Raw genomic sequence first — 23,424 nt, 5'->3', positions numbered from 1 at the left:
AAAAACCCTGGCACCAAACGATGCCAGGGTCTGTCATTCCAAACAAATCAATCTATGAACTCAGGCTGGCTTACTCGCCTGCAGGCTCGTCTTTGGTGGTGTCTTTAGGAGCATCCTCAGGTGCCTTTGGTGGGCGACCTTCGCCACGAGCGCCGCGCTGACCGCGTTGTGGGTTCGCTTCGCGCATGGCCTTCATTTCCTCTTCGCTCAATTTTCCGTCACCATCCTTGTCGAATTTGGCAAACATCTCCTTGCGGCGATCTTCGCGCATTTTCTTGGTTTCCTCTTCGTCGAGCTTGCCGTCTTTGTTGGCATCATACTTCTCGAGGTTTTCCTTACGCATTTTTTCAGCTTCAGCCTGGCGTTCTGCCCGCATGGCCTTGCGCTCTTCGTCGCTGAGCTTGCCGTCGCCGTCCTTGTCGAATTTCTTCAGAACTTCTTCTGGGATTTTTCTTTCGGCGCGTTTTGGAGGCTCAGGCTTTTCCTGGGCAAAGGAGATCGCAGCAGTGCCGAGGAGAATTCCGGCGATGGATAACAATTTGGTTTTCATCGTGGTTTGGTGGTTTAATTTTCGGAGACCGTGGATCGATCTCGCATGATCATGGAACCAGGTTTTTTGAAAAAGGTTGCGAAGCAAAAAACGGAATGAGTTGCCATGCCGGTCGCGTAGGTTTTGGATTCCGCTGCAAATGGCAGACAAACCGCCAGAATCACCACCATCCGCGCCCTCCAAAGCCACCGTATTCTTTCGTAGAACGGCTAGCACCCTGTTGCTGTGGGCAATTGTCGCAACCGCCTTGATCAGCATGCGGGCTTGGGCCTACCTCGGCCTGATCGGCATTTTGTGCACGATCTCAAGCATCGAGTATTTCCGGATGCTCAAAGGAGCTGGAATCCGAGCCTTTTCCTGCTTCGGCATCGCGCTCTGCATCGCTTATTGCGTCGCAATTGATCAACATTTTCTAAAAGGCGGGTCCGCCATCCCTCAAGGCTTTGATACACTTGCCATTTTTCTCGCGATCGCGGGGGCGTTCACCCTGCAGCTGTTTCGGCCGATCCTCGGGAAAGAACCGCTCATTTCCGTCGCCACACACGTGCTGGGCTTCATTTATGTGCCGTTTTTGTTCAATTTCGCGGCCAGATTGGTCTTCATCAGACCAGCCACTGCTGACGGACATGTCACTGCCACGGGAGCATATTTGCTGCTCTGGCTCCTGGCGGTAACGAAATTCAGCGACATGGGAGCCTACCTGACCGGCTCAGCCATAGGCCGCCATAAGATGATCCCGCACGTCAGCCCGGGAAAAACCTGGGAAGGATTCGGCGGAGCACTCGTCTTCTCTCAGCTCGCCGCGTGCGGGCTGTATGCGCTTTTTCCCAATCAGCTCTCCATTCTGGGTAGCTGGCCCCATGTCATTATGCTTGGGCTGATTTTATCGATCCTGGCGGTGATTGGCGATCTTGCCGAAAGCATCGTCAAGCGTTCACTTGGGGCCAAGGATTCCGGAAAAATGCTGCCTGGCATTGGCGGTGGCCTCGACCTCATCGATAGCGTCTGTTTCACCGCACCAGCGCTATATTTTTACCTTCAATGGATTCTGATTCCCGCCTGATGTCCGAAAAGAGGAAACGCAAGGTCGTTCTGCTAGGCTCAACCGGCTCAATCGGAACCTCAACTCTCAAAGTCGCCCGGGAATTACCCGACCGCATTGAAATCGTAGGACTGGCGGCAAACCAAAGCATCGAAACGCTGGCGGCCCAGGCACGCGAAACCGGGGTGCGTCATGTCGCTCTATTCGATCGCACTCAGGAATCGGCCTTGCGCCGGTTGCTGCCAGAGGGGGTAAAAATTTATCTTGGAGCTGAGGGACTTGCAGAAATTTCCGTCTTGGCGGAGGCAGATATCGTCCTGGTCGCCATTGTTGGCACCATGGGCCTCCACCCTGCGCTTGCCGCGATTCAATCCGGTAAGGATTTAGCCGTAGCTTCGAAGGAAATCCTCGTCATGGCTGGCGAGGTGATCACGAATGCGGCCAAAAAACACGGCGTCAAAATATTGCCAGTCGATAGCGAGCACAACGCGATCTTCCAATGCCTGGATGGTCACCGCGGCGGCCAGGAAGAAGTTTCCCGGCTCATTCTGACTGCGTCCGGGGGGGCATTCCGCGACATGCCGTCCGACCAGCTCGCCCATGTCACCCCGGAGCAGGCACTCAAGCACCCGACTTGGAACATGGGGCCCAAAATCACCATCGATTCCGCCACGCTTTTCAACAAAGGCTTGGAAATGATCGAAGCCCGCTGGCTGTTCGGCATCGACATGGATCGGATCGAGGCCGTGATCCATCCGCAAAGCCTCGTTCACTCAATGGTGGAATTCCGCGACGGATCGGTGCTTGCCCAGCTAAGTCGGACCGACATGTGTTTCCCGATCCAGTATGCCCTCACCTGGCCAGACCGGGTAGCGGGCCATCTCCAACCGTTGGATTTTCCAAAACTCGCAAAACTTGAGTTTGCAGAACCGCGACATGCCGATTTTCCCGCACTTGGGCTCGCGCGCAAGGCCGGTCTCGCAGGCGGCACCATGCCTGCGGTCTTCAACGCGGCCAATGAAGTCGCGGTAGACGCGTTCAGAGCCGGGAACCTGTCTTTCACCCATATCTCGGGCTGCGTGGCTCAAGTCATGAATGATCATGAGCTGCAGCCATCATGCGACTTGGAAACGCTCATCGCTGCAGACGCTGCAGCGCGGCAACTGGCAAAACGCTATTGCGAATCTCATCAAATGTGACCGTTCCGCGCCAAGTATTTCTACTGATTTCGACTATTCCCAATTTCAGAACTCATCGATAGTATTCCCACCATGAACCGCTTCACCCGGCTTTTCCCCTTGATTTCCCTGTTCCTTACGGCGGTAGCTCATGCCACGCCCCAGGAAGCAGCCAGCATCGAGAAAGAATACAAGCTCGCCGTTGAGAAGTGGCAACTTCAGCTCAAAATCGCCTCCAAACCGGAGGAAAGAATCACCGCTTGGAAAGCCAGGCCCAATGATTCCTCCTATGCAGATCGCATGTGGCAAGCGATTCAAGATTCACTTGCCCAAGACTGGAGCATCGAACCCTCCACCTGGTTCATTCAACTTGCCTCGGGCATCATCAAGACCAATCAGGATGGCATGGTAACCTCCAAATACACCGAAGAGGTTAATAAAATCATGAGCGCGACCGAAAGCTATCACACGAAAAGTGATAAAATCGGCCCTCTCTGCCTGGCTCTAGTCGCAGGAGGAAATCCCCGCTCCCTGAGTTTGCTGGAACAAATCCAAACTCAAAATCCCGATCTTAAAGTCCAAGGCGTGGCGGCGCTCGCCTCGGCCATGCTTTTACGAACCATCGGCGACGAAAATGAAATCACCCGCAAGCGCCTGAATTTATTGCGCAAGGCCATCGTTCAAAGCGCGGACGTGGAAATCAACGGCACCACCGTCGCCAAGCTGGCGGAAGACGAACTTTACATCATCCGGTATCTAACCAAAGGGCGCGTCGCCCCCGATCTAACAGGAACCGACTCCGCCGGACGCCCCATCACCCTTTCCTCGCAGGAAGGTAAAGTCGTTGTTCTCCTTTTCTGGAACAGTGGCGTGATCGATGCACAGCACATGATCGAGATTTGCTCCGGGATGGCGCAGAAATACAAAAATCGCCCGTTCGCCTTAATCGGAGTCAACAGCGACCCGCTGCAAAAACTCCGCAGCATGGAAGCGGATGGAACCGTGAACTGGCGTAACTTTTCAGATCCGCAAAACCAGCTGGCCAATGAATACCGTGTCGGCACCATGCCAGTCGCCTATGTCTTGGACGGCAAGCGCACCATTCAGTTTGTCGGATTGCCAGGATCGTTCGTAGATCTGTCGGTGGAAGCCTTACTCTCTGAAACCCACTAGTCTGCAAGCCAATGGTGCATTGGCATCTTGTTGCTGCGATCGTTCTCTCTGTTTACGGAGTTGAGAGATAAAGATTCGGCTATCGCGCCAGATTCTTCGATAAAATTCAGCATCGGTGGCCCCGAGCGCCAACAAGGCACGGCGATGGTTGACCCACAACACGGTCCCCGCCAGAATCGTCCGGGACAGGAACGCCATCGTCCCTATCAATCCCAGACTTCTGCGTTTGTTCAGATTACTCCCAGCAAGTCGGGAAGCATGAAAACCGATGTGACCCGCTTCATCACGGATGATCAGCGCGCACATTTGCCGGAGTGCCGGATCTTCTCCATGTTTACGGAGCATTTTATAATACACATGGCTAACGATTTCCGTACTCAGGAGAGTTTGTAATTCATACCGAACCCCTAAAAATTTTCTCACCCAACAAAACAATTCAAAGCTCCAATGACTTTGAATTCCCTCGCCATCCAGGCGCTTCAGCATCCGCCCCAGAAGTCTGGAATGCTCTTTTTCTTCCATGAACCAGAGATCAACCAGCTGCTTGGTAGCCGGATCTGATAGATATGCATCTCGGTCCCAGGCAATCAAGCAAGCAGGGCCTCCACCATCACCGAGTTGAAACTGTTGGATGGATTTCCTTAATCGCAACAGAGTAGCCCCCTCCAGTTTCATCGGTGCATCCCAGTCCGGCTCGGGCCGGTTTTTCGCATTCTTTTCGAAGTAACTTACCCACTTTTGCAGATCCATATTCAGCGTCTTGGTTCGTGACTGTAAAATGGAATGCGTATGAGAGGATTTTATGGATGCCTTGTGAAAATTCCGTGAATCCGAGCAAAGGCAATTTCCAAGAATTGGCACAGAATCATGATCACTTGGCGCAAGAGTGCTAAGCAATATGATTCACAAGCCATCATCAGCATCCAAAGTCACTGATGATAATTAAACCCAAAACATCAGCCATGCCTGCATGTTATTTTTGGATCTCTTTCTAATCATGAAGAACTTGAACTTCTCCAAGTCCGGAAAATCCTTAATCGGATTAACCATTTTCCTCGCGCTGCCTGCAGCTTTGGATGCTCAAACGATCGAAAACCCCAGCTTTGAAGCGGATGCTTTTTCCACCGCCCAAGGCGCGATTTCGGATAACGGTAACATCACTGGATGGGTCGGCTCACCTACTGATCGGGTGGGTATCAGCTCAACATCCCAAACTGGAACCTACGCTGACAACGGCACGATCCCGGACGGCAACAACGTTGCATTTTTGAAAAGTGGCCTTGATGGCGTTCCAACGACCTTATCAACCACCATCACCGGTCTTACTCCCGGTGAAACCTATAAAGTCACGTTTCGGGCTAATGCCTCATATGGCACCTTCAACAATCTGCCCAATCTAATCCTTTCAACGGATGGAGAAACTCCGTCTGGCGACACCAATGTTGGCATGCTGGTTTCCCGTGTCTCGGATAATGCCGGTGACGCGAATCCCTATCACACCATTGCCTACGAATTCATTGCGACTCAAAGCAGCCACACACTGACACTCACCAACAATAAATACTCCGATGGAGACACCTTGCTGGTAGATGACTTTAAAATCGCAGTCTCCAGCAAGGCCTGGGCCTTCAGATCTTGGTATGGTGATGCCGACTCAGGCATTCAAAACAATTATGAGTATACCCATGCGTATACCTTCAACAACCACACCAGCCCGATCATCAACAATGTTCAGTTTACAGGACTCCCAGAATGGAACAATCCGCCAAACGCTGACATTGTTGGACTGATTTACCGCGTCGGGCCCATCATTTCCAATCTGGAATATCCAAGTGGCAGTATCGAAATCGCTGAAACATTTCGATACGATACCGACTCAAACGACAATCTTTCGATTACACTGAATGGACTGGAGCCGAACACCAAATATGTATTTTCCCTCTACGGCATGGGATGGGGCGCCGTTGGAGAACGTGCATCAACCTTTTCAAGCAGCGTACCAGGCAGCGATTCCTTGACGGTGGACTTGAATCAATACGGTGACCTCAATGGACTGATCGTCGACTACACTTATACTACAGACTCTGTGGGAAGCCCCGTTACGATCACGTATCTCCCCACCAACAAAAACGTTTCCGGAAATATAGGAAACACATTCCATACCAGCGGCTTCAGCAACCGTACAGCTGAGCCACTTGTGGGAGCTCCTGTCATTGTTACTAATCCACAATCTGCTACCGTAGCCGCTGGTGATAGTTACACTTTCTCAGTTCTCGCATCCGGCTCCGATCTCACCTACGAATGGAAAAAGGGGGATAGCGTCATTCCTGATGAAACTTCCAATACTCTCACTCTAGACAACATCACTTATGACGACGCAGCAGATTACACTGTCTCTGTCGCAAACGATGGCGGCACAACAGACAGCACGGTTGCCACATTGATCGTTAAAGATCGAGTCGCAGGCCTTTTCGCAACCGGCCTGGATCAATCAGGATCGATCAACCTCGAGGGCGCACCAGATCCACACTATGTCTTCATGGCGAACCCCGACAATCCGGGCAGCCCAATCCCAACGACGGTTTACAGCATTCTATCCAGCAATCGACCGGGATCATGGACGCCTAATACCAGCGTCGCAAGATGGGTAGGACCAAAGGCAAATGTTTACGGAGCCGCAGGTGTCAATTCAAACGACGCAGGAGAAGACGCAGGTGTCTACGTCTACAGAACTCAAATGGATCTAACAAACTTTGATCTTGCTTCCGTAAATCTTGTCGGAGCTTGGGCAACAGATAATCAGGGACTTTCCATTCGGGTAAACGGAGTCGATACCGGCATTGTCAACGATCAGGATGGATCATTCATCAACCCGGCTGCCTTTTCCATCGACAGCAGCAATGCCACCTTTGTGAATGGGATCAACACGATCGATTTCGTGGTCAGAAATGAAGAGGACAACAATGTCACAACCCCTAGCGGCTGGACAGGACTCTTTGTGACAGGACTGGATGCATTCGGATTGCTGCCTGATAATACCCCGCCGCATATCACAGTCCAACCTGGCGATCTGACACTGAGTGATACCGGATTCACTGGCAAAGTCTATGTGGGTGCCACTGGAACCGGCCCTCTCACTTACGAATGGTATCATGGAGAGACCTTGCTCCCCGATCAAGGCAGCTCCGTTCTCGATATCTCAGGTTACGATGAAACGGATGCAGGCGAGTATCATGTCGTGATCAGCAACTCCGCTGGCACGGTGGAGTCGGATACCTTCACCATCACGATTGGAAATCCCCCACCCTTTGCAGGTCCGCTTAGCATCATGACCACGCAAGGCGCCGCTGTTGCCATTCCATTCCAAGCATTCACAGAACTCTGTTATGATCCATTGGGTGAAATGGTCACGATCACCGGATCGGACACGACCAGCACCTCCGGGGGAAGCATCCAATACAATGAAAGTTCAGGACAAATTACTTACACCCCGCCTGCAGGAGTGATCAATGGCACTGACACCTTCACTTATACCATCACCGATAATGGCACTCCCAATGCCAGCGCAACCGGAACGGTATATGTCATGATTGGAAACGGCGAGACCGAGACTGACCCGGAGGATACCGAACTAGGAGTGCCGGCCTTCAGCTATTCCACCCAATCAGGATCGGCCATGCTTAGCATTCAAGCGACTGCAAATGGAACGTATGTATTCCAACGCTCGGAGGATCTAGTCATCTGGACCGATTTGGAAACGAAAATTGTTAGCGAAGGAGAAACTGAAACTCTAGAATTCACCGATTCTGCCCCACCCGCAAATCGAGCCTTCTATCGAATCACCAAGCAATGAGGAAACCAAAGCCAGCGAGGCGGTGTGGATGTTTGGCATCGCTCTCGCTGGCTTTATTTTCAGCGCCGGGCCGATCACCCTTATATCTCATGGCAGGTATTCCTTTTCTGTAGCCCGTAACTGATTCAATACATCTGCTGCAGAATCCGCATCGCTCAAAAAACTCTCAAGCGGAGTCGAACCTGGTCCACAAATATGGGTAAAAAATACAGCGATAGCCCCCTTATCTGTGACGATTCCAAGTGTTCCACCATCCGCGCTGGAGTGGCTATCAACCGCTCTCATTGCGAGCCAGCTTCCATCCTGTAAGTTAAACTTTACATATCCTGGAGGCACCGAACCCACTGGAGCCTGCTTCATCTCAAGAAGCATCTGCTTGCCTTCCGCAGCCGACCCCTCACCTTTCGGCGCATGATCCTGATTGCATCCAACCAAAATGGACGAAACGATCGCTAAAAGAAATACCTTCATTTTTTCCTGCTTCAGTTGATCACGATAGAGGATTTTCTCTGTCAGAAAAATGCTTTTGTCCCGCCACGGCGGATTGATTCAAGCTCGCGAAAGTTCTGCGGTTCGATTCGCCACAAAGCGGCTCCTGGTGGGATCTGGTAAAATTCCCGATTTTTCGGCATCCAATACGGGTTGTGAGGTTGCCGAAGTGCTGAAGTTTCCGCTCTTTTCAAGAACGAGTTCCTCTTCTATCCTGAGGCTCGCTTCATGAATAAATTCTTTCTAACCATCCTCGCTTTCGCAGCCCTGCAGGTCAGCGGTCGTGGAGAAGTGGCTGCAAACGATGCCTCACCGGCGGCGGAGGTTGCACCAGAGGCCAGTGTTCCGGACGATGGCGTCCGCGTGGCGGTTCTGGGGTATCACGACTTTTCAGAGACCGCGCCGGAGACCGCCATGCGCATCCGCACCTCGAAGTTTCGCAAACAAATGGAGGTGATCCAGCAGCTTGGCATCACGGTCATCACTTACGACGACTTCATGGCCTGGAAAAAAGGCGAAAAGGAAATCCCGGAAAAATCGATTTTGCTGACCTTCGACGACGGCTGGAAATCCGTTTACACGGATGCGTTTCCGATTTTGAAAGAGTTTCACTACCCGTTCACCCTGTTTCTCTATAAAAACTACATCGATGGCGGCGGGAAAGCCCTGACCACCCCGATGATTGAGGAAATGATCAAGGCCGGTGCCAGCATCGGCTCTCACTCCACCAGCCATCCATTTCCGTCCCAGGTGAAGGCACAACGAAAGAAAGGCGAGCGGGCCTATGACGCCTTTTTGCGCCAGGAGCTCGGCGAATCCAAACGATTTCTGGAATCGAAGTTCCACCTTCCGGTCACCGCCTACGCCTATCCAGGTGGATTTTTCACCGATGAAATGCTGACCCTCGCCGATGAGTTCCGCTATACCTACCTTTTCACCGTGCAGCCGGGAAAAGTGAAACGCGGCATCGATGATAAAACGCTCCCGCGCTACATGATCCTCGGCAATTATGACAAAATCTTTGAATTTGCCACCACCTTCCGCGAAGCGACAACGCCAACCGTGGCTGCCTCCGGCGGCATCACCGGTCTGGTGCAAACGACCCCTTACCCGGTGACACCGGATGCCGGCATGATCGTCAACACACGCTTGCCGACCATCAGCGCGGACTTGTCCACTGTCCCGGATCTGGACCCGGCGACGCTCAGCATGCGCGTTGGTGGTTTTGGATTGGTTCCGGCCAAGTTTGACCCTGCGACCAAGCAATTGAGCTGGACGGTCAACCGCCGCTTGCGCCAATCCATTTGCCAGATCTCGGTTTCTTGGAAAGATACTGCCGGAAAGCCACCTGAGACGCCACTTCGCTGGAGCTTTCAAATCGATCGGACCGCTGCTTACATGCCCGACAGCGAGTGACCGCGCCTGACTTTCGTCCCCATTTCTCCCATTTGAATTCCCATCACCATGTTCTCCACACTTGCCGATAGCCTCGATAAATCCTTCCGCGACCTGCGCGGAGTCGGCCGTTTGTCCGAAAAAAACATCACCGATGCCTTACGCCAAATCCGCATCGCTTTGGTCGAGGCCGACGTTGAGTTCAATGTCGCCAAAAACTTCATTGAGCGCGTCAAAGACAAATCGATCGGCGAGGACGTTCTCAAATCGATCAAGCCCGGCGAGCAAATCATCAAGTTTTTCCAGGATGAACTGACTGAGCTGCTGGGTGGCGATCAGGCACCGCTCGACCTCAATCCCCCAGCCCGCGTGCTGATTTGCGGTCTGAACGGTGCAGGAAAGACCACGACCTCGGCCAAGCTCGCACTGCGGCTGAAAAAGGAAGGCCGCCGTCCATTGCTGATCGCCTGCGACCTCTATCGCCCGGCCGCTATCGAGCAGCTCGCCACCTTGGGCAAGCAGGCCGGTGTTCCGGTTTACACACCCGACGCCAGCGAAACGGATGTGGTCAAAGTCGCCAAAGATGCCCTCGCCTGGGCGGAAAACCAAAATGGCACGGTGCTGATCTTCGACACCGCGGGACGGCAGGAAATCGATGACAAACTGATTCTCGAACTCAAGCGTCTGCACGAGTTCCTGAAACCGAAGGAAACCTTGCTGGTGGCCGACGCCGCAACGGGTCAACAAGCGGTTTCGGTAGCAACCCACTTTGATGATGCGGTCGGCATCACCGGCATCATCCTGACCAAACTCGATGGCGACGCTCGGGGTGGCGCGGCACTCTCCATGCGCGAGGTCACCGGCAAGCCGATCAAATTCGCCGGTGAAGGCGAGAAGCTGGATCAGCTCTACGAATTTCACCCGAATCGCATGGCCGATCGGATTCTCGGCAAAGGCGACATCGTCGGCATGGTCGAGCAAGTCGCGGACAAGGTGAATGAAGCGGATGCGATGCGCTCGATGAAGCGGATGCAGCAGGGCAAATTCGATTTCACGGACTTCCTGGATCAGATGAAAATGATCCAAAACCTTGGCCCCCTCGATGGGCTTCTCGGCCTGCTGCCCGGTTTCAACAAACTCAAAAAGCAACTGCCGACCGGTGCACTGGACAACAAACGGCTCAAGCGCACGGAAGCGATTGTCCTCTCGATGACTCTGGAAGAACGTCGCCGCCCGGAAATCATCAAAGGCTCACGCCGCCAACGGATTGCAGCTGGTTCGGGCAGCAGCCTTCAGGACGTCAATCAGCTCATCAAGCAATTCTCAGAGATGCGCAAGATGATGAAATCACCCGGTAAGATGCGGAACATGATGAAGCAAATGGGTGGCCCCGGCGGCATGGGTGGATTTCCCGGAATGGGCGGTCCCGGTGCCGGAGGTGGCGACCTCAATGACATTTTGAAGAAACTGGGTGGCGGCGGAAAATCGCCATTCTGATCCAGCGAGCCTTGTCGCCGTTATCCTAGAAAGCCGGACGTTCGCGATGATCGACCTCCAGAAAGTGATCTTCGTTTGCGGACCGACGGCTTCCGGAAAATCCGCCTACGCCATCGACTTGGCGGAACAAATCGGCGGCGAAATCGTCAATGGCGACGCATTCCAGCTCTATCGCGGGCTGGAAATTCTCAGCGCTGCCCCCTCGCTGGAAGATCTCGCCCGGGTTCCGCATCATCTCTACAGCCAGCTTGAGCCGACAGCAAAGAACGACGCACAGGCCTATGTGAATCTTGCCAATCCGGTGATCGCGGAAGTCCTTTCTCGTGGAAAAACCCCGATCGTCACCGGCGGCTCGGGGCTTTACCTCAAATTTCTCACCCACGGCGCGTCGCCATTGCCGACTGGCGATGCGGAAATGCGCAAGCAGCTGGATGCTCGCCCGCTGGAAGATCTCGTTGCCGAATTGACCGCGCTTGATCCGGAAGAGGCCGCGCGGACTCATTTGAAAAACCGCCGCTACGTTTCCCGGGCTTTGGAAATCTGCCTGTTGAGCGGACAGAAGGCATCGGTGCTTCGCGATCAATGGCTATCCGCCAGCCAATCCAGGGAAAAACAGTTGAATGGCCGGCTCATCTCCATCCCAAGGCCGACCCTGCATGCGCGGATCGCCAAACGGACTCGACTGATGTTGACCTGTGGCGCCATTCAGGAAGTGGATAACCTCCAGTCGGCGTCCGATACTTTGGAAAAAGCGATCGGCTTCCGCGAGATACGCTCTTTCCTTCATGGTGAAATTTCGCGGGAAACCTGTGAGGAACTGATCAATGCGGCGACGCGGCAATACGCAAAGCGCCAGGAAACCTGGTTCCGCCGCGAAGGTTGGCTAACGCCTGTCCTGGCATGATCGAAATAAGGCGAGACGCAGGAATTTCCCAAAATCGTCCTTGGATCTGGCCACCGGATGGCGATGCTGCCCGCACCGTGACCTCCGCCCTATTGGAAATCCTTCGCGCGACCCAGCACCATGGCTGATGCCCCTTCCCCACCAGCCAAATCCGCCCGAGGCGGCGCAATTTTTGTAGCTGCCGGCATCTTTCTCAGCCGCATCGCTGGTCTGATTCGAGGAAGAGTCTTCGCTCACTACTTCGGCAAATCACTGGAAGCCGATGTTTTTTTCGCAGCGCTGAGGATCCCTAACTTTCTCCAAAACCTACTCGGCGAAGGAGTTTTATCCGCCTCCTTCATTCCGGTTTACGCACGCTTGCTGGGTGAGAAAAAATCGCTCGAAGCGGATCGGGTTGCCGGAGTCATCGCCACCTTGCTGGCAGTCATCACGTCGATCCTCGCCCTGCTCGGCGTGCTATTCGCACCGCACCTCATTGATCTCATCGTCCCCGGCTTCGAGGGCCACAAGCGCGAGCTCACGGTGCAATGCGTGCAGATCATGTTCCCGGGAGTCGCCCTTTTGGTGATGTCCGCCTGGTGCCTGGGTGTGTTGAACAGCCACCGGAAATACTTCCTCTCCTATGTCGCGCCGGTGGTCTGGAACTTTTCCATCATCGGCGTTTTGATCGCATTCGGCGGTCGGCAAGCGCTGGATCAACTCGCAAGAACCGCGAGCTGGGGATTGGTGCTCGGCAGTTTTCTTCAATTCGCGGTGCAGGTCCCAACCGTTTGGAGACTGGCTCCGGATCTGAAATTTTCGTTGGAATGGGCGTCGCAAAACGTTCGGAAAGTCCTAACCAACTTCAGTTCCGTCGTCCTCGGCAGAGGTGTTGTTCAGATCAGCGCTTACATTGACAGCGTGCTCGCCAGCTGGCTGCCAAACGGCGCGGTGGCCGCCTTGAACTACGCTCAAACGCTCTATCTCCTGCCCGTCAGCCTGTTCGGCATGTCCGTGTCTGCTGCCAATCTAGCAGAAATTTCCCGCCAGCAAGTGGATCACGACAATACAGAAGAAGGAAATGCCAAACTACGGGCACACCTCGATCGCGGGCTCCAACAAATCGCATTTTTCATCGTGCCATCCACTGCTGCATTGGTGTTCCTGGGCGACATTGCTGCAGCAGCGATTTTCCAATCCGGTGAATTCCAGGCAGACGCGGTGAAATTGGTTTGGCTGACGCTCGCAGGTAGTGGCGTCGGGCTGCTGGCATCCACGCTCGGACGCTTGTATTCCTCCACATTTTACGCGCTTCAGGATGCGAAAACTCCCCTACGATTTGCCATCGTCCGGGTTCTGCTCACCACCGTTCTCGGCTACCTCGGCGGCCTACATGTGCCCGGCTGGCTTGGCGTGAATGCGATCTGGGGAACCGTCGGACTCACCGCAACTGCCGGCATGGCGGGGTGGGTTGAATTCAGCCTGCTGCGCCGCGCGCTCAATCGAAAAATCGGCGTGACCGGCCTCAAAGCCACTTTCCTCGCCCGATTGTGGGGGGCGGCATTGATCGCAGCCGCAGGTGGCTGGGGAGTCAAATACCTGGCGATCTGGTTCCGCTCCATCCACGCCATTCATCCTGTGATCATCGCGGTTGGCGTCTTTGGAGTATTCGGCGTCCTCTATTTTGCCGGCACGGCGATCACCGGTGTTCCTCAGGCGATCGATCTTTTACAAAACATCCGAAGAAAAGTTCTGCGCCGATAAATCCGGGATCAGGAGTTGAGGCTTCAGATATCGATCCCTTTCAAATCACGGTCTTCGCGCGCCGCCTGTTCCAGATCGCCATCCATTTTGATGGCGCGTTGCAGGTGGCTTCGGGCGCGTTTTTTCTCGCCCAGCACCCAGAGGTAACACGCCAGGTTGTAATGAAAAATCGCGATCTTGAACAACGAGCGAGGTCCCTTCAGCAGCCACTGGCAGGCAGCATGCGTGTCCCCGGTTTCATGAATGCAGAACGCGGCGTGAATGAAGTAGCTCGGATCTTTTGGGTCACGCAGGCACAATCGTTTCGCTGTATCCGCAGCGGCATTCCAGAACTGGCACTCCATTTCGGCATAGAGTTTCAATTCGAGGACACCTGACTGACTCTGGTCTTTTTTGGATAGGGATTCGATTTCCACAAGAGCCTCGTCTGCGAGGCCGAGATCGATCCAGCCCGTCGCAGCGGTAAGAACGTTGGCAACTTCCATTGCGAGCCATTTTTCCTGAAATTTTCGTCAAGGGCAATGGAAGAATCCACGAACTCGGTGAAATCACGCACTTTTGATTTCGAACATCCAGGCATGAAACGGTGCCATTTCTCCGAGACAGACGCCCTGGCCGGTCAGCTCCGCTTTGGATGCATGGGCGGTCGTGGGTTCAGTAGTCTCCAGCCGATCAGTGAACGCCCACGTTTCATGGCTCTGCCGTTGCAGGATCTGAACCGCATCCTCTGGCACGATCAGGCGTAAGTCTGGAATCGGCAATGTCGGGTGAAGATTGGCGACGATCAGAAATGCCTGACCGCTTGCCGCATCATGGCGCAGGAAAGCGTAGAGCCAGTGACCTGAATAGGATTCCCCTTCCAACCGGTCAGCATGAGAATTCGTATGATTGTAGTAGTTGAGGCCGAAAAATTCGCCGTCCGTGAAAGAAGGCCCAGCGATGACTCGAAGAAGCCGCGCATACCAGTTCCGCAGGGATTTCTGCCCTTCGGACAATCCTCCACCATCATAGCGACCACCATTCACCCACTTGGAAAACTCCCGCATGCACCAGTAATCAAAGATGCTGGTCCGTGTGGGATCCTGACTAAAGCCTTCGCGATCGCCGCACGATTCGCCGATTTCCTGACCATTGTAAACCATCACCGGACCACGGCCCATGCCGAACAATATCGCAGACGCAGCCTTGCCAACCTGCATCCCATGACCACCCCAGACGTGGGGATTGGCAATGCGAACCTCGTCATGATTTTCCGCGTAGCGCAGCGCATGATGGAACCGATCACTGCCAAATATCAATGGATCCAGATCATTTGCCCAGAATCCTTCATCATAAATTCCCTCAAGAATATCATAAGCGGGATCATCATAAACTGCATCGAAACCTGCATCTAACAATTCATCGAACACATTCGAATCCGTGAGTTTCATCGGATCATTATCATAAGCTTCCGCCATGATGAAGAATGCAGCATCACGCCCACGTGCCCGACGCACCAGCCAACGCCAGAATTCCATCGGCACCATGTGAGCCATATCGACACGAAAGCCATCCACTCCCATTCCCTGCCACCATTCGAGGATTTCATCCATGGTGCGCCAGGTTTTCGGCACTTCATCGATCGATGCCTCGGGCCCAGGCAAGTGGGACGTATCTCGGCCTGTGGTGAAATCATGGCCGTAGTTCAACTTCACCGTCTCATACCAATCATGAATCGAAGGCTTCCAGGAAATGATATTATTTCCGGTCACCCGGCCGTGCAGATCTTCCAAGTCATATCGATGTGCCTCGCCGGAATGTTGCACTGGTAGCTGCAATGGCGGACCACTCTCATCTGGCGACAGATAATAGAAATGATTGTCTCGATCAAAAAATACCGACCGATCATCGCCCTCACCGAACGAACGTTCTGGATGCACATCGGATGCATATGAGCGCGCGACATGATTGGGGATGAAATCGAGTATGACTTTCATTCCAAGGGCGTGACACCGGGTCACCAGTTCCTGAAACTCCTCGCGTCGGCGAGCCGGATCGACGGCATAGTCCGGACAAACATCGAAGTAATCCCGCACCGCATAGGGACTGCCCGCCTGACCTTTCAATAAATCCGGGTGATCTGGAGGACGTCCCGGATAATCGGTTCCGCTTGCCTGTTCGAGAACTCCGGTCAGCCAAATGTGGGTGAAGCCCATCGATTGAATCGAGGTCAATGCGGCCTCATTGATATCCACGAACCGGCCGCAGCCGTTTTCCGCCAGGCTACCGCCAGGTTTGCGGGTTTCATTCGTATTGCCGAATAGCCGGACGAAGAGCTGATAAATTACGGGACGTGGTTTTCCTGTCATCGTGCCATCCTGTTATCCTCCTGATTCCGAGAGATCGCAAGGATTCGATCGCGAAAGCCAATGTCCGATCGCCGATGTAGCCCGAAATCAGTCGTCGCGAAATAGCTTTTCCCGCTCCTCGCGAATGACCGCCAACGCATCGTACAGTGCAAACAAGATCACTAAAATCGTCAGCAAGATACAGCCGCCCCACCAAAGCAGAAATCGCAAGGCACTCTCCATCAACCAGGCATTGATGCCCCACAAGCCGATCGCCATGCCCGCCATCACCGCGAGAAGCATCCAGAACAGGATTTTACGCCGCTCCGTCCGGTCTTGGAGGATCATGCGTGCCAATCCGAGACACACCACCGGCCAGCTGACTTTTCCTTGCGACATGGAGGAAGTTCACCATCGGAGTTCTGACTACGCAACCCATGAAATCGGGCAACCGAATCATCACCTCCCGATCAACCCGGAATCAGGAAATTCAGATACCAAGCCCAAATCATCCAGCCACCGAACATCCAAGTGACTGCACCCAGTGCCAAAAACGGGCCGAATGGCAGCTGCCTGCCAAATCCGATTTTACCAAACAAAGCGGCGACCAGAGCAAAGATGCAGGCCGCAAACAGCGAAAAGAACACGCCGCTGCAGCCGAAAAACACTCCGATCATGCCGAGAAGATGAACATCGCCCATTCCCATCGCCTCACGCGGAATCACAGTTGAAAGCGCTTTGCCATCCAAGGATTTCATTTTCGCCAGATGTCGGGTCGAGCCATCGGGCAGCTCGATTTCCACCTCGCGAATCACCAATTTCCCCTCACCCACTGAAACGCCATCCACGCGGATATCGGTCGCCTCGACGATCAAGCGGTCGGTTTTGCGGTAAAAAATATCCCACCAGGCGATTTCCTCGCCATCGATCACAAACAGCATCGGGTCCTGATCGCCCTCCGGCTCTTTCAGAAACCATTCGACCGGTTTTTCGAATTTCATCGCGCGTTTGCCGAAGACGAGTTTGCCCAGTTCAACGACTAGCCACAGGCCGATAAAGCCGGTCACCCAGCCGATGCCGGCGTGTTTGAGCCCATCTTTCCACGTGGCCATCGGATTCCCCGCCATGTCGGGAAGCACCGGATAGATGACACTCGCAATCAATCCCACCACCACCCCACTCCAGGTCAGACTGATGGGAATGATCATGTGTTCCGCATCGATGAAGGTGATCGCGATCAACAAGGCAAGCAGCACCCAAAGAAACACGACAACCTGCGGCGTGAAAAACCACCATGCGGCCATGAACAGCAAAGCCGTCAGTAGCTCGACCGCGAAATAGCGAAACGCGATCGGCGCGCCGCAATCCGCACATTTCCCGCGCAATAACAACCAACTGAAAAGCGGGATATTGCGTCCCATCGGGATCGGTTTCTTGCAATGTGGGCAAAAGGATCGCTTCGGTTCATTCACCGAAAGACCGAGCGGCACCCGGTAAATGACCACATTCAAAAACGACCCGATGCAAGCTCCGAGCAGGAACGCGGGAATCAACCAAATCCACAAATCAAAAATACCGTAGGGCAATGTGTCGCCATTCAAGCCACGTCGCTGACGGAGTAAAGAGAAAGTCGGAATCAAGCGACTACGGATCAACAAAACCAAGATTTATTGCCACATCTAACTGAAAGGATTTCTCAAAACATCAGTTCGTGTACAGGATAAGCCACTTCTTTCCAGCGCGTGACCAGCGAACCCAATCATCCAAACCCTTTCTCGAATCTGCAGGGAAAACTGCTGCTTGCCGAACCGTCCCTGCACGAAAGCACGTTCCGCAAGTCCGTGATCCTTCTGGCCGAGCACACGACGGAAGAAGGTGCGATGGGACTGATTTTGAATCACCCGAGCGGACGCCACGTTGGCGATCTGCTGAAAGATCCAGCCTTTGCCCGTTTGAGCCACTTACCCGTTCACCATGGGGGGCCGGTATCCAAAAATCAGCTGACGTTTACCGCCTTGTGGTGGAATTCCAGACACGAATTGAGATGGGCGTTGCGAATTTCAGCGGATGAAGCGATCGAGCACGCCGCCAAACCGGGTCGAATCGTGCGCGCGTTCATCGGCTATTCCGGGTGGGAGCCAGGCCAGCTGGAGTCAGAAATTGGCGCAAATGCCTGGATTCCTACGCTGCCCCACAAAAATCTGCTGGTGATGGATCATGATCTCTCACTGTGGAAAAAACTGCTTCATCATCTCTCACCACTGCACGGATTGCTGGCAGATGCGCCGGACAATCCGATGCTGAATTGAACCTTCCACATCTTTCCCGGGGCTAGCGCTGGACGACTCGCCAATATCAGTCGATGGTGCCCGGGAAATCGCGCCATGTCCGAACTCAAATTCCACCCCATTGATGAAATCGTCGCGGAAATCGCCGCAGGCCGCTTGGTGATCGTTGCCGATGACCCTTCCCGTGAAAATGAAGCGGATCTGGTGGGTGCAGCAGCACTTTGCACCCCGGAAATGATCAATTTCATGGCGGTTCACGCCCGTGGCCTCATCTGCGCCCCCATCAGCGCCGAGCGCGCGGAGTTTCTCGACCTGCCGCAAATGACGCGCCGGAATCTTGAGGGGCAAAAAACCGCGTTTACCATTTCCGTCGACGCTGCGTCCGAAATCACCACCGGCATTTCTGCGGCCGACCGCGCGGTCACCGTCCGCCTGTTGGCCGATCCTGCAGCCACTGCCGACTCATTTGTAAAACCAGGCCACGTTTTCCCAATCCAGGCCATCGCCGGGGGCGTACTTCGTCGCGCCGGCCATACGGAAGCCGCTGTCGATCTGGCCCATCTGGCCGGTCTTGAGCCTGCCGGGGTCATTTGTGAGATCATTCACGATGACGGGACCATGGCCCGCGTCGGCAATTTGGGCGAATATCAGGAGAAACATCAGCTCAAGGCCTGCACCATTTCCCAAATCATCGAATATCGCCGAAAATCCGAAAAACTCGTCCAACGGGAGGAAATCATCAAACTCCCCACTGATTTCGGCGAATTTGACTGCCACCTCTACCGCATTTCTACGGACGATACTCACCACCTCGCGCTGACACGCGGCACGATCGATCCTGAAAAGCCCACCCTGGTGCGGGTGCATTCCGAGTGCCTCACGGGTGATGTATTTCAATCCCGCCGCTGTGACTGCGGAGGCCAGCTGTCTGCCGCACTTGAGCACATTTCAAAAGAAGGCGGCGTTTTGCTCTACCTGCGCCAGGAAGGACGCGGCATCGGATTGGCGGCCAAGATCCACGCTTACAAACTGCAGGAAGAAGGGCTGGATACGGTCGAGGCAAATGAAAAACTCGGTTTTGGCTCCGATCTGCGTGACTACGGCATGGGCGCGCAAATTCTTTACGACCTCGGCGTGCGCAAAATCCGTCTCCTGACCAATAACCCGAAAAAAGTCATCGGTCTCGGCGGCTACGGGCTGGAAATTGTCGAACAATTGCCGATCCGTCTTCCTTCTAACCCACACAACGAGAAATATCTGGAAACCAAGCGCCTGCGTATGGGACACACTCTGTAACGAGTCGGCTCCCATCGCGGATCACAATCTCTTGCACTTTCCAGCCTGTCATTCAGTCTTCGCCCATGGATCTCGACCTCATCGACGTTCAATTCGATCTACGCAACATCAAGCCCCGGGAGCTTGAGGAGGCGCTCGAAGATCCGTTTTCTGTCCGTTTCCTGCCGGATTCAGACACATCTCGCTATTACTCACTCGGTCGCACCGTTGCGGATCGCTACCTGTTTTTCTGTTTCACCACCGACGGGAAAACCATTCGCGTGATTGCCGCACGCGACATGACTGAAAGCGAGCAACGTTTCTACGACCGCCGTTACGCTGAATTCCGCTGATTTTCTTTGTCATGACTCCAATTACCAACTGGTCTGAAATCCCGGATTTCGCTGACGAAGCGGAAGAAGCCGAGTTCTGGATGAAACACGAACTCGATAGCAAACTGATGGCATCCTCGGTGCACGAGGCCGACTCCCGCGAGTCCACCACCATCACCCTGCGCTTCGATCCACGGATGCTTTCCCGCATTAAACGCATCGCGCGCTCACGCTTCCTCAACTACCAATCCATGATGAAGCAGTGGCTGGCAGAGCGCTTGGAAGAAGAGATGCGTAAGCAGTAATCTCATGCCACAGCCGACACGCCATCCGCTTTTCTGGATCACCGCCGTGCTTATCTGGTTCGGCACGCTGTGGTGGCTTTCCTCTTCTGCAAAGACGATGGAGGATTTGCCGCCAATCCCCAATCTCGATAAAATCCTCCATTTCGGCTATTACTTTGGAGGTAGCGGTCTGATGGCTGCCTATCTATTTTGTCGACAGCCTGAGGCTCCCAAATGGCGCATGATCATTCTCTACTGCGTGGTTTTCATCGCCCTGGTCGGCGCTTCAGACGAAATTCACCAAAATTTCGTCCCGGGCCGGAGCGGACTGGATCCATTCGATTGGATGGCAGACATCAGCGGCGGTCTATGCGGCGCCCTAGTTTTCAAACGATTGCACTGGCTCCTGAAATAGAGGCCCAGCCTCGATACTGCAGCGGCTTCTCATGGGGAATACACTCCTCTCTTTGGCGCTGAGCCATAAGAAAAACTGCATGAAATAGCGAATTCCGGGCCAAACTCTGCCAATTCCCCAAAATTCTCCGAATTGCGCGAAAATTAATATCCGCAAAATTAAGAGTCGCCCACTCGACTCATCCAAATCGCAGAATGGCAAACTGATTGATTCAGAATTATTTGCCGATTTACAAAATTCACAATTTCGCTTTTTCGCGCTCGTGGACTGTTCCGGAGCTACTGTTCTCTAACAGAACTGCATTTTACCTCTGGCAAAATCGGGAAAGGTATCAATAATTTTCTTTACCCATTAAACCCAATCCATCCCCCCACCCCCCAATTATACTATGAAACCCATTATTCGTGATATCATTGTTGCATTGGCTGTCATCGGCTCCTTGCACATCATCATGGCTTGGTAATCCGATTGCCAACGCCGCTGAAAAACCCACAACGCCACAAGCCGCTCGACAAACAGAAGATTTGGAAGCGATAACGGCCCTGACCCATCCAGTTGGCTGGTCAGTTCCGATCTAACATTGCAACCTATCTTATGTACGTCTGGTCCAAGCTTTCAAATTCCCAGTGGATCGATGCCTGGGAGGAACGTTTCTCAGGAAACTCGAATCTGGTCATCGAATACTTGAAAGGCGGCAAATCCGTTCGACTTCGGCTTTTCTGTGAATCCAAGAAGGAAGCAGACGCCGTCGTCGAACGGTTTGGTGGATCGGCACGCAAGCTTGTTTCGGCCGATTGGAACAAAGTCGTTGAGCCACCCAAACCCGTCAAAATTCGCGACGCTTTTGTGCTCACGGCAGAGACTCGGCCGAAAGAGTTAGCCGCGCTAAAGAAAGCGAACGCGAAGCGCGATCTCATTGTGATCCCTCCGGAGATGGCCTTCGGCACTGGAGACCACGCCACCACCTCCACCTGTCTGCGCTTGCTCGTCGATGTAGGCCGGACTCGCAAAAATACCAAATGGAGTGTCGCCGATCTGGGCACCGGCACTGGAGTGCTCGCGATCGCTGCCACCAAGCTGGGTTGCGCGGAAGCCTACGCCTGCGATTTTGATCCGTTCGCGGTCGCGGTTGCCGCCAGAAATGCCGAGCGTAATGAAACTTCGGAGATCGTCGTTAAAGAACAGGATGTTCTGAAATGGAAACCACGTAAAAAGGGATATGATGTGGTGTTGGCCAATCTGTTTTCCACTGTTTTGATCGAAGCTTGGCCCGTCATCGCCCGATCCTTAGCTCCCGGCGGTGACTTGATTGTTTCCGGCATTCTCGCCACTCAGGCGTGGGATGTTTTCACCGCAGCTGCTGAACACGGCATTGGATTCCCACAGGTGATCAAAAAAGGCAAATGGGTCACCGCCCGCGGCGGTCATCTCAAAGATTTGATCGAAGCACCTGATCTCTAAGAATCTGCCAGATCATCGGACTCGCTGTTTTTTTTGATCCGTAAAAATTTTTATGGAACTTGTGGGGCGACCGCTCATTTGGACAATTCTAGCCGGGTCCAATTTATGACTAAGGCCTATTCTCTGTTATGCATTTATTCAATCGAGGTCACCTTGCATATTCTGGTATGAAATCACGAAAAAAATCCCCGTAATCTTCCTTAAATCGGTCGAATGACATCGAGTATTCTGATATCCGACTTCCAAACATCACATCACGTCTCGACAACTTGACTTCATGATTTGAAATTGTTTCCGTGTCATAATTATCCATGAAATCAATACGCGTCTCATAAATCATATAATCATCAAATTTATAGTATATAGAAAAATTACATATGTAATCATCTAATTTTTCTCGACCTATAATACTTTGCAGAGTGCCCCGCATTTGATCTAAAATCATCTGACCTTGTTCTATTGGAGGAATTAATAAAGTTGTAATATGTTTTGCGGGATTCTCTTCTAAAGACGCATTTGCGACGATTGCCCGTCTCATCGCAACGCAAGAATCATCATAAGCCTGTTGGAGTCTCGGCTGTAGACTTGGATCTATATTTAGCGCTAGAAGCCCGTCCACATTGATAGTTTGATCATCATTTAGTATTTTGATTTTTACCGCTGGTATTGGAGGAAGGTTGGAATATCTTGAGAGCCTTTTATTCTCTCTTTCTTCAATATTTTTTCGCCTCTGTCGTAGTGCATCAAATTTACTATTTATCTCTAAGGAATCTCTCTTTGAATCACGAAAGAATTCTGGAGAAGAAGTTTTATTTTTGAAAGTATCAATAGGTTGAATCCATAGCCACGCAAGGCACAATAACCCTATGACATTCAACGAGATCCAAATATTTTTCTTATGGAGACTCATTTCATTCATTATCTTCATTTAAAAAATAGGGATAAAAATGCACCTCTTCATCACCAGAAACAAAAGTTCCCTGCCTACGGACAACTTTCCCCGTAGTAGGATCTGTTGCTACGAGACTTACGTTTTTTTCTGTTGGATTTGATGAATTCACGACTCGCAAAATAACATCATTTTTCCCAAAATCGCCAAAAAAGGCCTCGCTATTGAAGCCTTTAGACCGTTTGCCAAAAATAATTGCCGAAAAATCTCATAAAAAGCTGGTACGACTATTTGAAGCCTATTAGCTTTCCTCATCTGCCGTCCCCGTC

The 23,424-nt window shown here is 52.9% G+C and carries 22 protein-coding genes; 14 read left to right on the top strand and 8 right to left on the bottom strand.

Annotation, left to right across the window (positions count from 1 at the left end; all coding sequences use genetic code 11):
* Positions 1 to 70: 70 nt before the first annotated feature.
* Positions 71 to 550, bottom strand: a complete 480-nt coding sequence (locus JIN85_RS09090; RefSeq protein WP_200269853.1) for an EF-hand domain-containing protein — start codon at positions 548 to 550, stop codon at positions 71 to 73.
* 139 nt (positions 551 to 689) lie between these two features.
* Here JIN85_RS09090 and JIN85_RS09085 point away from each other — a divergent pair, with 139 nt between their 5' ends.
* The 3 genes from JIN85_RS09085 to JIN85_RS09075 all read left to right on the top strand — a co-directional run bounded on the left by JIN85_RS09085 (position 690) and on the right by JIN85_RS09075 (position 3,943).
* Positions 690 to 1,613 carry a phosphatidate cytidylyltransferase gene (locus JIN85_RS09085; RefSeq protein WP_200269851.1) on the top strand — a complete coding sequence of 308 codons (924 nt, stop codon included), beginning with the start codon at positions 690 to 692 and terminating at the stop codon, positions 1,611 to 1,613.
* On the top strand, positions 1,613 to 2,791 hold the full coding sequence (gene dxr / locus JIN85_RS09080) for a 1-deoxy-D-xylulose-5-phosphate reductoisomerase (protein ID WP_200269849.1): 1,179 nt from the start codon (positions 1,613 to 1,615) through the stop codon (positions 2,789 to 2,791). The genes JIN85_RS09085 and dxr overlap by 1 nt, the downstream gene beginning before the upstream one ends.
* A gap of 72 nt (positions 2,792 to 2,863) precedes the next feature.
* The gene (locus tag JIN85_RS09075; RefSeq protein ID WP_200269847.1) at positions 2,864 to 3,943 is read left to right on the top strand and encodes a peroxiredoxin family protein; all 1,080 of its coding nucleotides are present in this window, start codon (positions 2,864 to 2,866) and stop codon (positions 3,941 to 3,943) included.
* Here JIN85_RS09075 and JIN85_RS09070 read toward each other — a convergent pair.
* Complete coding sequence (locus JIN85_RS09070; protein WP_200269846.1) at positions 3,923 to 4,618, bottom strand: ferritin-like domain-containing protein; 696 nt, start codon at positions 4,616 to 4,618, stop codon at positions 3,923 to 3,925. The two genes, JIN85_RS09075 and JIN85_RS09070, sit on opposite strands and share 21 nt — an antisense overlap.
* A 322-nt stretch (positions 4,619 to 4,940) precedes the next feature.
* Here JIN85_RS09070 and JIN85_RS09065 point away from each other — a divergent pair, with 322 nt between their 5' ends.
* Positions 4,941 to 7,796 (top strand): immunoglobulin domain-containing protein, encoded by a 2,856-nt coding sequence (locus JIN85_RS09065; protein ID WP_200269844.1) that lies wholly within the window; start codon positions 4,941 to 4,943, stop codon positions 7,794 to 7,796.
* Between the two features lie 87 nt (positions 7,797 to 7,883).
* Here the strand turns inward: JIN85_RS09065 and JIN85_RS09060 are convergent, their stop codons facing one another.
* Positions 7,884 to 8,267: a hypothetical protein gene (locus JIN85_RS09060; RefSeq protein WP_200269843.1), complete on the bottom strand. Its 384-nt coding sequence runs from the start codon at positions 8,265 to 8,267 to the stop codon at positions 7,884 to 7,886.
* 246 nt (positions 8,268 to 8,513) lie between these two features.
* Between JIN85_RS09060 and JIN85_RS09055 the strand changes: the two genes are divergently transcribed.
* The 4 genes from JIN85_RS09055 (at position 8,514) to murJ (ending at position 13,824) form a co-directional block, all read left to right on the top strand.
* Positions 8,514 to 9,701: a polysaccharide deacetylase family protein gene (locus JIN85_RS09055; protein ID WP_200269841.1), complete on the top strand. Its 1,188-nt coding sequence runs from the start codon at positions 8,514 to 8,516 to the stop codon at positions 9,699 to 9,701.
* A 48-nt stretch (positions 9,702 to 9,749) separates the two neighbouring features.
* Positions 9,750 to 11,177: a signal recognition particle protein gene (ffh, locus tag JIN85_RS09050; RefSeq protein WP_200269839.1), complete on the top strand. Its 1,428-nt coding sequence runs from the start codon at positions 9,750 to 9,752 to the stop codon at positions 11,175 to 11,177.
* A 46-nt stretch (positions 11,178 to 11,223) separates the two neighbouring features.
* Entirely contained in the window at positions 11,224 to 12,081 is an 858-nt protein-coding gene (miaA, locus tag JIN85_RS09045; RefSeq protein WP_200269837.1) for a tRNA (adenosine(37)-N6)-dimethylallyltransferase MiaA, read from the top strand.
* 120 nt (positions 12,082 to 12,201) lie between these two features.
* Complete coding sequence (gene murJ, locus JIN85_RS09040; protein ID WP_200269835.1) at positions 12,202 to 13,824, top strand: murein biosynthesis integral membrane protein MurJ; 1,623 nt, start codon at positions 12,202 to 12,204, stop codon at positions 13,822 to 13,824.
* A 23-nt stretch (positions 13,825 to 13,847) separates the two neighbouring features.
* On the opposite strand, the gene JIN85_RS09035 is transcribed toward murJ, so the two are convergent.
* From JIN85_RS09035 to JIN85_RS09020, 4 genes are all read right to left on the bottom strand, one after another.
* Entirely contained in the window at positions 13,848 to 14,309 is a 462-nt protein-coding gene (locus tag JIN85_RS09035; RefSeq protein ID WP_200269833.1) for a TPR end-of-group domain-containing protein, read from the bottom strand.
* A gap of 63 nt (positions 14,310 to 14,372) precedes the next feature.
* Positions 14,373 to 16,172, bottom strand: coding sequence for an alpha-amylase family glycosyl hydrolase (locus JIN85_RS09030; RefSeq protein WP_200269831.1), 1,800 nt, complete (start codon positions 16,170 to 16,172; stop codon positions 14,373 to 14,375).
* An 87-nt stretch (positions 16,173 to 16,259) separates the two neighbouring features.
* Positions 16,260 to 16,550, bottom strand: coding sequence for a hypothetical protein (locus tag JIN85_RS09025; RefSeq protein WP_200269829.1), 291 nt, complete (start codon positions 16,548 to 16,550; stop codon positions 16,260 to 16,262).
* Positions 16,551 to 16,621: 71 nt separating this feature from the next.
* Positions 16,622 to 17,791, bottom strand: a complete 1,170-nt coding sequence (locus JIN85_RS09020; protein WP_200269827.1) for a prepilin peptidase — start codon at positions 17,789 to 17,791, stop codon at positions 16,622 to 16,624.
* 102 nt (positions 17,792 to 17,893) lie between these two features.
* Between JIN85_RS09020 and JIN85_RS09015 the strand changes: the two genes are divergently transcribed.
* The 6 genes from JIN85_RS09015 (at position 17,894) to JIN85_RS08990 (ending at position 22,206) form a co-directional block, all read left to right on the top strand.
* Positions 17,894 to 18,460: a YqgE/AlgH family protein gene (locus tag JIN85_RS09015; protein WP_200269825.1), complete on the top strand. Its 567-nt coding sequence runs from the start codon at positions 17,894 to 17,896 to the stop codon at positions 18,458 to 18,460.
* A gap of 75 nt (positions 18,461 to 18,535) precedes the next feature.
* Complete coding sequence (locus JIN85_RS09010) at positions 18,536 to 19,735, top strand: bifunctional 3,4-dihydroxy-2-butanone-4-phosphate synthase/GTP cyclohydrolase II (protein ID WP_200269822.1); 1,200 nt, start codon at positions 18,536 to 18,538, stop codon at positions 19,733 to 19,735.
* A gap of 65 nt (positions 19,736 to 19,800) precedes the next feature.
* Positions 19,801 to 20,067, top strand: coding sequence for a BrnT family toxin (locus JIN85_RS09005; RefSeq protein WP_200269820.1), 267 nt, complete (start codon positions 19,801 to 19,803; stop codon positions 20,065 to 20,067).
* Positions 20,068 to 20,078: 11 nt separating this feature from the next.
* Positions 20,079 to 20,351 carry a CopG family antitoxin gene (locus JIN85_RS09000; protein ID WP_200269818.1) on the top strand — a complete coding sequence of 91 codons (273 nt, stop codon included), beginning with the start codon at positions 20,079 to 20,081 and terminating at the stop codon, positions 20,349 to 20,351.
* Positions 20,352 to 20,355: 4 nt separating this feature from the next.
* Entirely contained in the window at positions 20,356 to 20,745 is a 390-nt protein-coding gene (locus tag JIN85_RS08995) for a VanZ family protein (protein WP_200269816.1), read from the top strand.
* A 594-nt stretch (positions 20,746 to 21,339) separates the two neighbouring features.
* Positions 21,340 to 22,206, top strand: a complete 867-nt coding sequence (locus JIN85_RS08990; protein ID WP_200269814.1) for a 50S ribosomal protein L11 methyltransferase — start codon at positions 21,340 to 21,342, stop codon at positions 22,204 to 22,206.
* A 148-nt stretch (positions 22,207 to 22,354) separates the two neighbouring features.
* Here the strand turns inward: JIN85_RS08990 and JIN85_RS08985 are convergent, their stop codons facing one another.
* Entirely contained in the window at positions 22,355 to 23,134 is a 780-nt protein-coding gene (locus tag JIN85_RS08985) for a hypothetical protein (RefSeq protein WP_200269812.1), read from the bottom strand.
* Between the last annotated feature and the right edge of the window lie 290 nt (positions 23,135 to 23,424).

It is taken from the genome of Luteolibacter pohnpeiensis, assembly GCF_016595435.1.
Taxonomy (GTDB): Bacteria; Verrucomicrobiota; Verrucomicrobiia; order Verrucomicrobiales; family Akkermansiaceae; genus Luteolibacter; species Luteolibacter pohnpeiensis.
Note: the sequence above shows the minus strand (reverse complement) of the source record. Positions and strands in the feature narration are given on the sequence as shown.

Coding starts and splice junctions, on each gene's coding strand:
- JIN85_RS09090 (WP_200269853.1), bottom strand. CDS start 550: ATGAAAACCAAATTGTTATCCATCGCCGGAATTCTCCTCGGCACTGCT.
- JIN85_RS09085 (WP_200269851.1), top strand. CDS start 690: ATGGCAGACAAACCGCCAGAATCACCACCATCCGCGCCCTCCAAAGCC.
- dxr (WP_200269849.1), top strand. CDS start 1,613: ATGTCCGAAAAGAGGAAACGCAAGGTCGTTCTGCTAGGCTCAACCGGC.
- JIN85_RS09075 (WP_200269847.1), top strand. CDS start 2,864: ATGAACCGCTTCACCCGGCTTTTCCCCTTGATTTCCCTGTTCCTTACG.
- JIN85_RS09070 (WP_200269846.1), bottom strand. CDS start 4,618: ATGAAACTGGAGGGGGCTACTCTGTTGCGATTAAGGAAATCCATCCAA.
- JIN85_RS09065 (WP_200269844.1), top strand. CDS start 4,941: ATGAAGAACTTGAACTTCTCCAAGTCCGGAAAATCCTTAATCGGATTA.
- JIN85_RS09060 (WP_200269843.1), bottom strand. CDS start 8,267: ATGAAGGTATTTCTTTTAGCGATCGTTTCGTCCATTTTGGTTGGATGC.
- JIN85_RS09055 (WP_200269841.1), top strand. CDS start 8,514: ATGAATAAATTCTTTCTAACCATCCTCGCTTTCGCAGCCCTGCAGGTC.
- ffh (WP_200269839.1), top strand. CDS start 9,750: ATGTTCTCCACACTTGCCGATAGCCTCGATAAATCCTTCCGCGACCTG.
- miaA (WP_200269837.1), top strand. CDS start 11,224: ATGATCGACCTCCAGAAAGTGATCTTCGTTTGCGGACCGACGGCTTCC.
- murJ (WP_200269835.1), top strand. CDS start 12,202: ATGGCTGATGCCCCTTCCCCACCAGCCAAATCCGCCCGAGGCGGCGCA.
- JIN85_RS09035 (WP_200269833.1), bottom strand. CDS start 14,309: ATGGAAGTTGCCAACGTTCTTACCGCTGCGACGGGCTGGATCGATCTC.
- JIN85_RS09030 (WP_200269831.1), bottom strand. CDS start 16,172: ATGACAGGAAAACCACGTCCCGTAATTTATCAGCTCTTCGTCCGGCTA.
- JIN85_RS09025 (WP_200269829.1), bottom strand. CDS start 16,550: ATGTCGCAAGGAAAAGTCAGCTGGCCGGTGGTGTGTCTCGGATTGGCA.
- JIN85_RS09010 (WP_200269822.1), top strand. CDS start 18,536: ATGTCCGAACTCAAATTCCACCCCATTGATGAAATCGTCGCGGAAATC.
- JIN85_RS09005 (WP_200269820.1), top strand. CDS start 19,801: ATGGATCTCGACCTCATCGACGTTCAATTCGATCTACGCAACATCAAG.
- JIN85_RS09000 (WP_200269818.1), top strand. CDS start 20,079: ATGACTCCAATTACCAACTGGTCTGAAATCCCGGATTTCGCTGACGAA.
- JIN85_RS08995 (WP_200269816.1), top strand. CDS start 20,356: ATGCCACAGCCGACACGCCATCCGCTTTTCTGGATCACCGCCGTGCTT.
- JIN85_RS08990 (WP_200269814.1), top strand. CDS start 21,340: ATGTACGTCTGGTCCAAGCTTTCAAATTCCCAGTGGATCGATGCCTGG.
- JIN85_RS08985 (WP_200269812.1), bottom strand. CDS start 23,134: ATGAAGATAATGAATGAAATGAGTCTCCATAAGAAAAATATTTGGATC.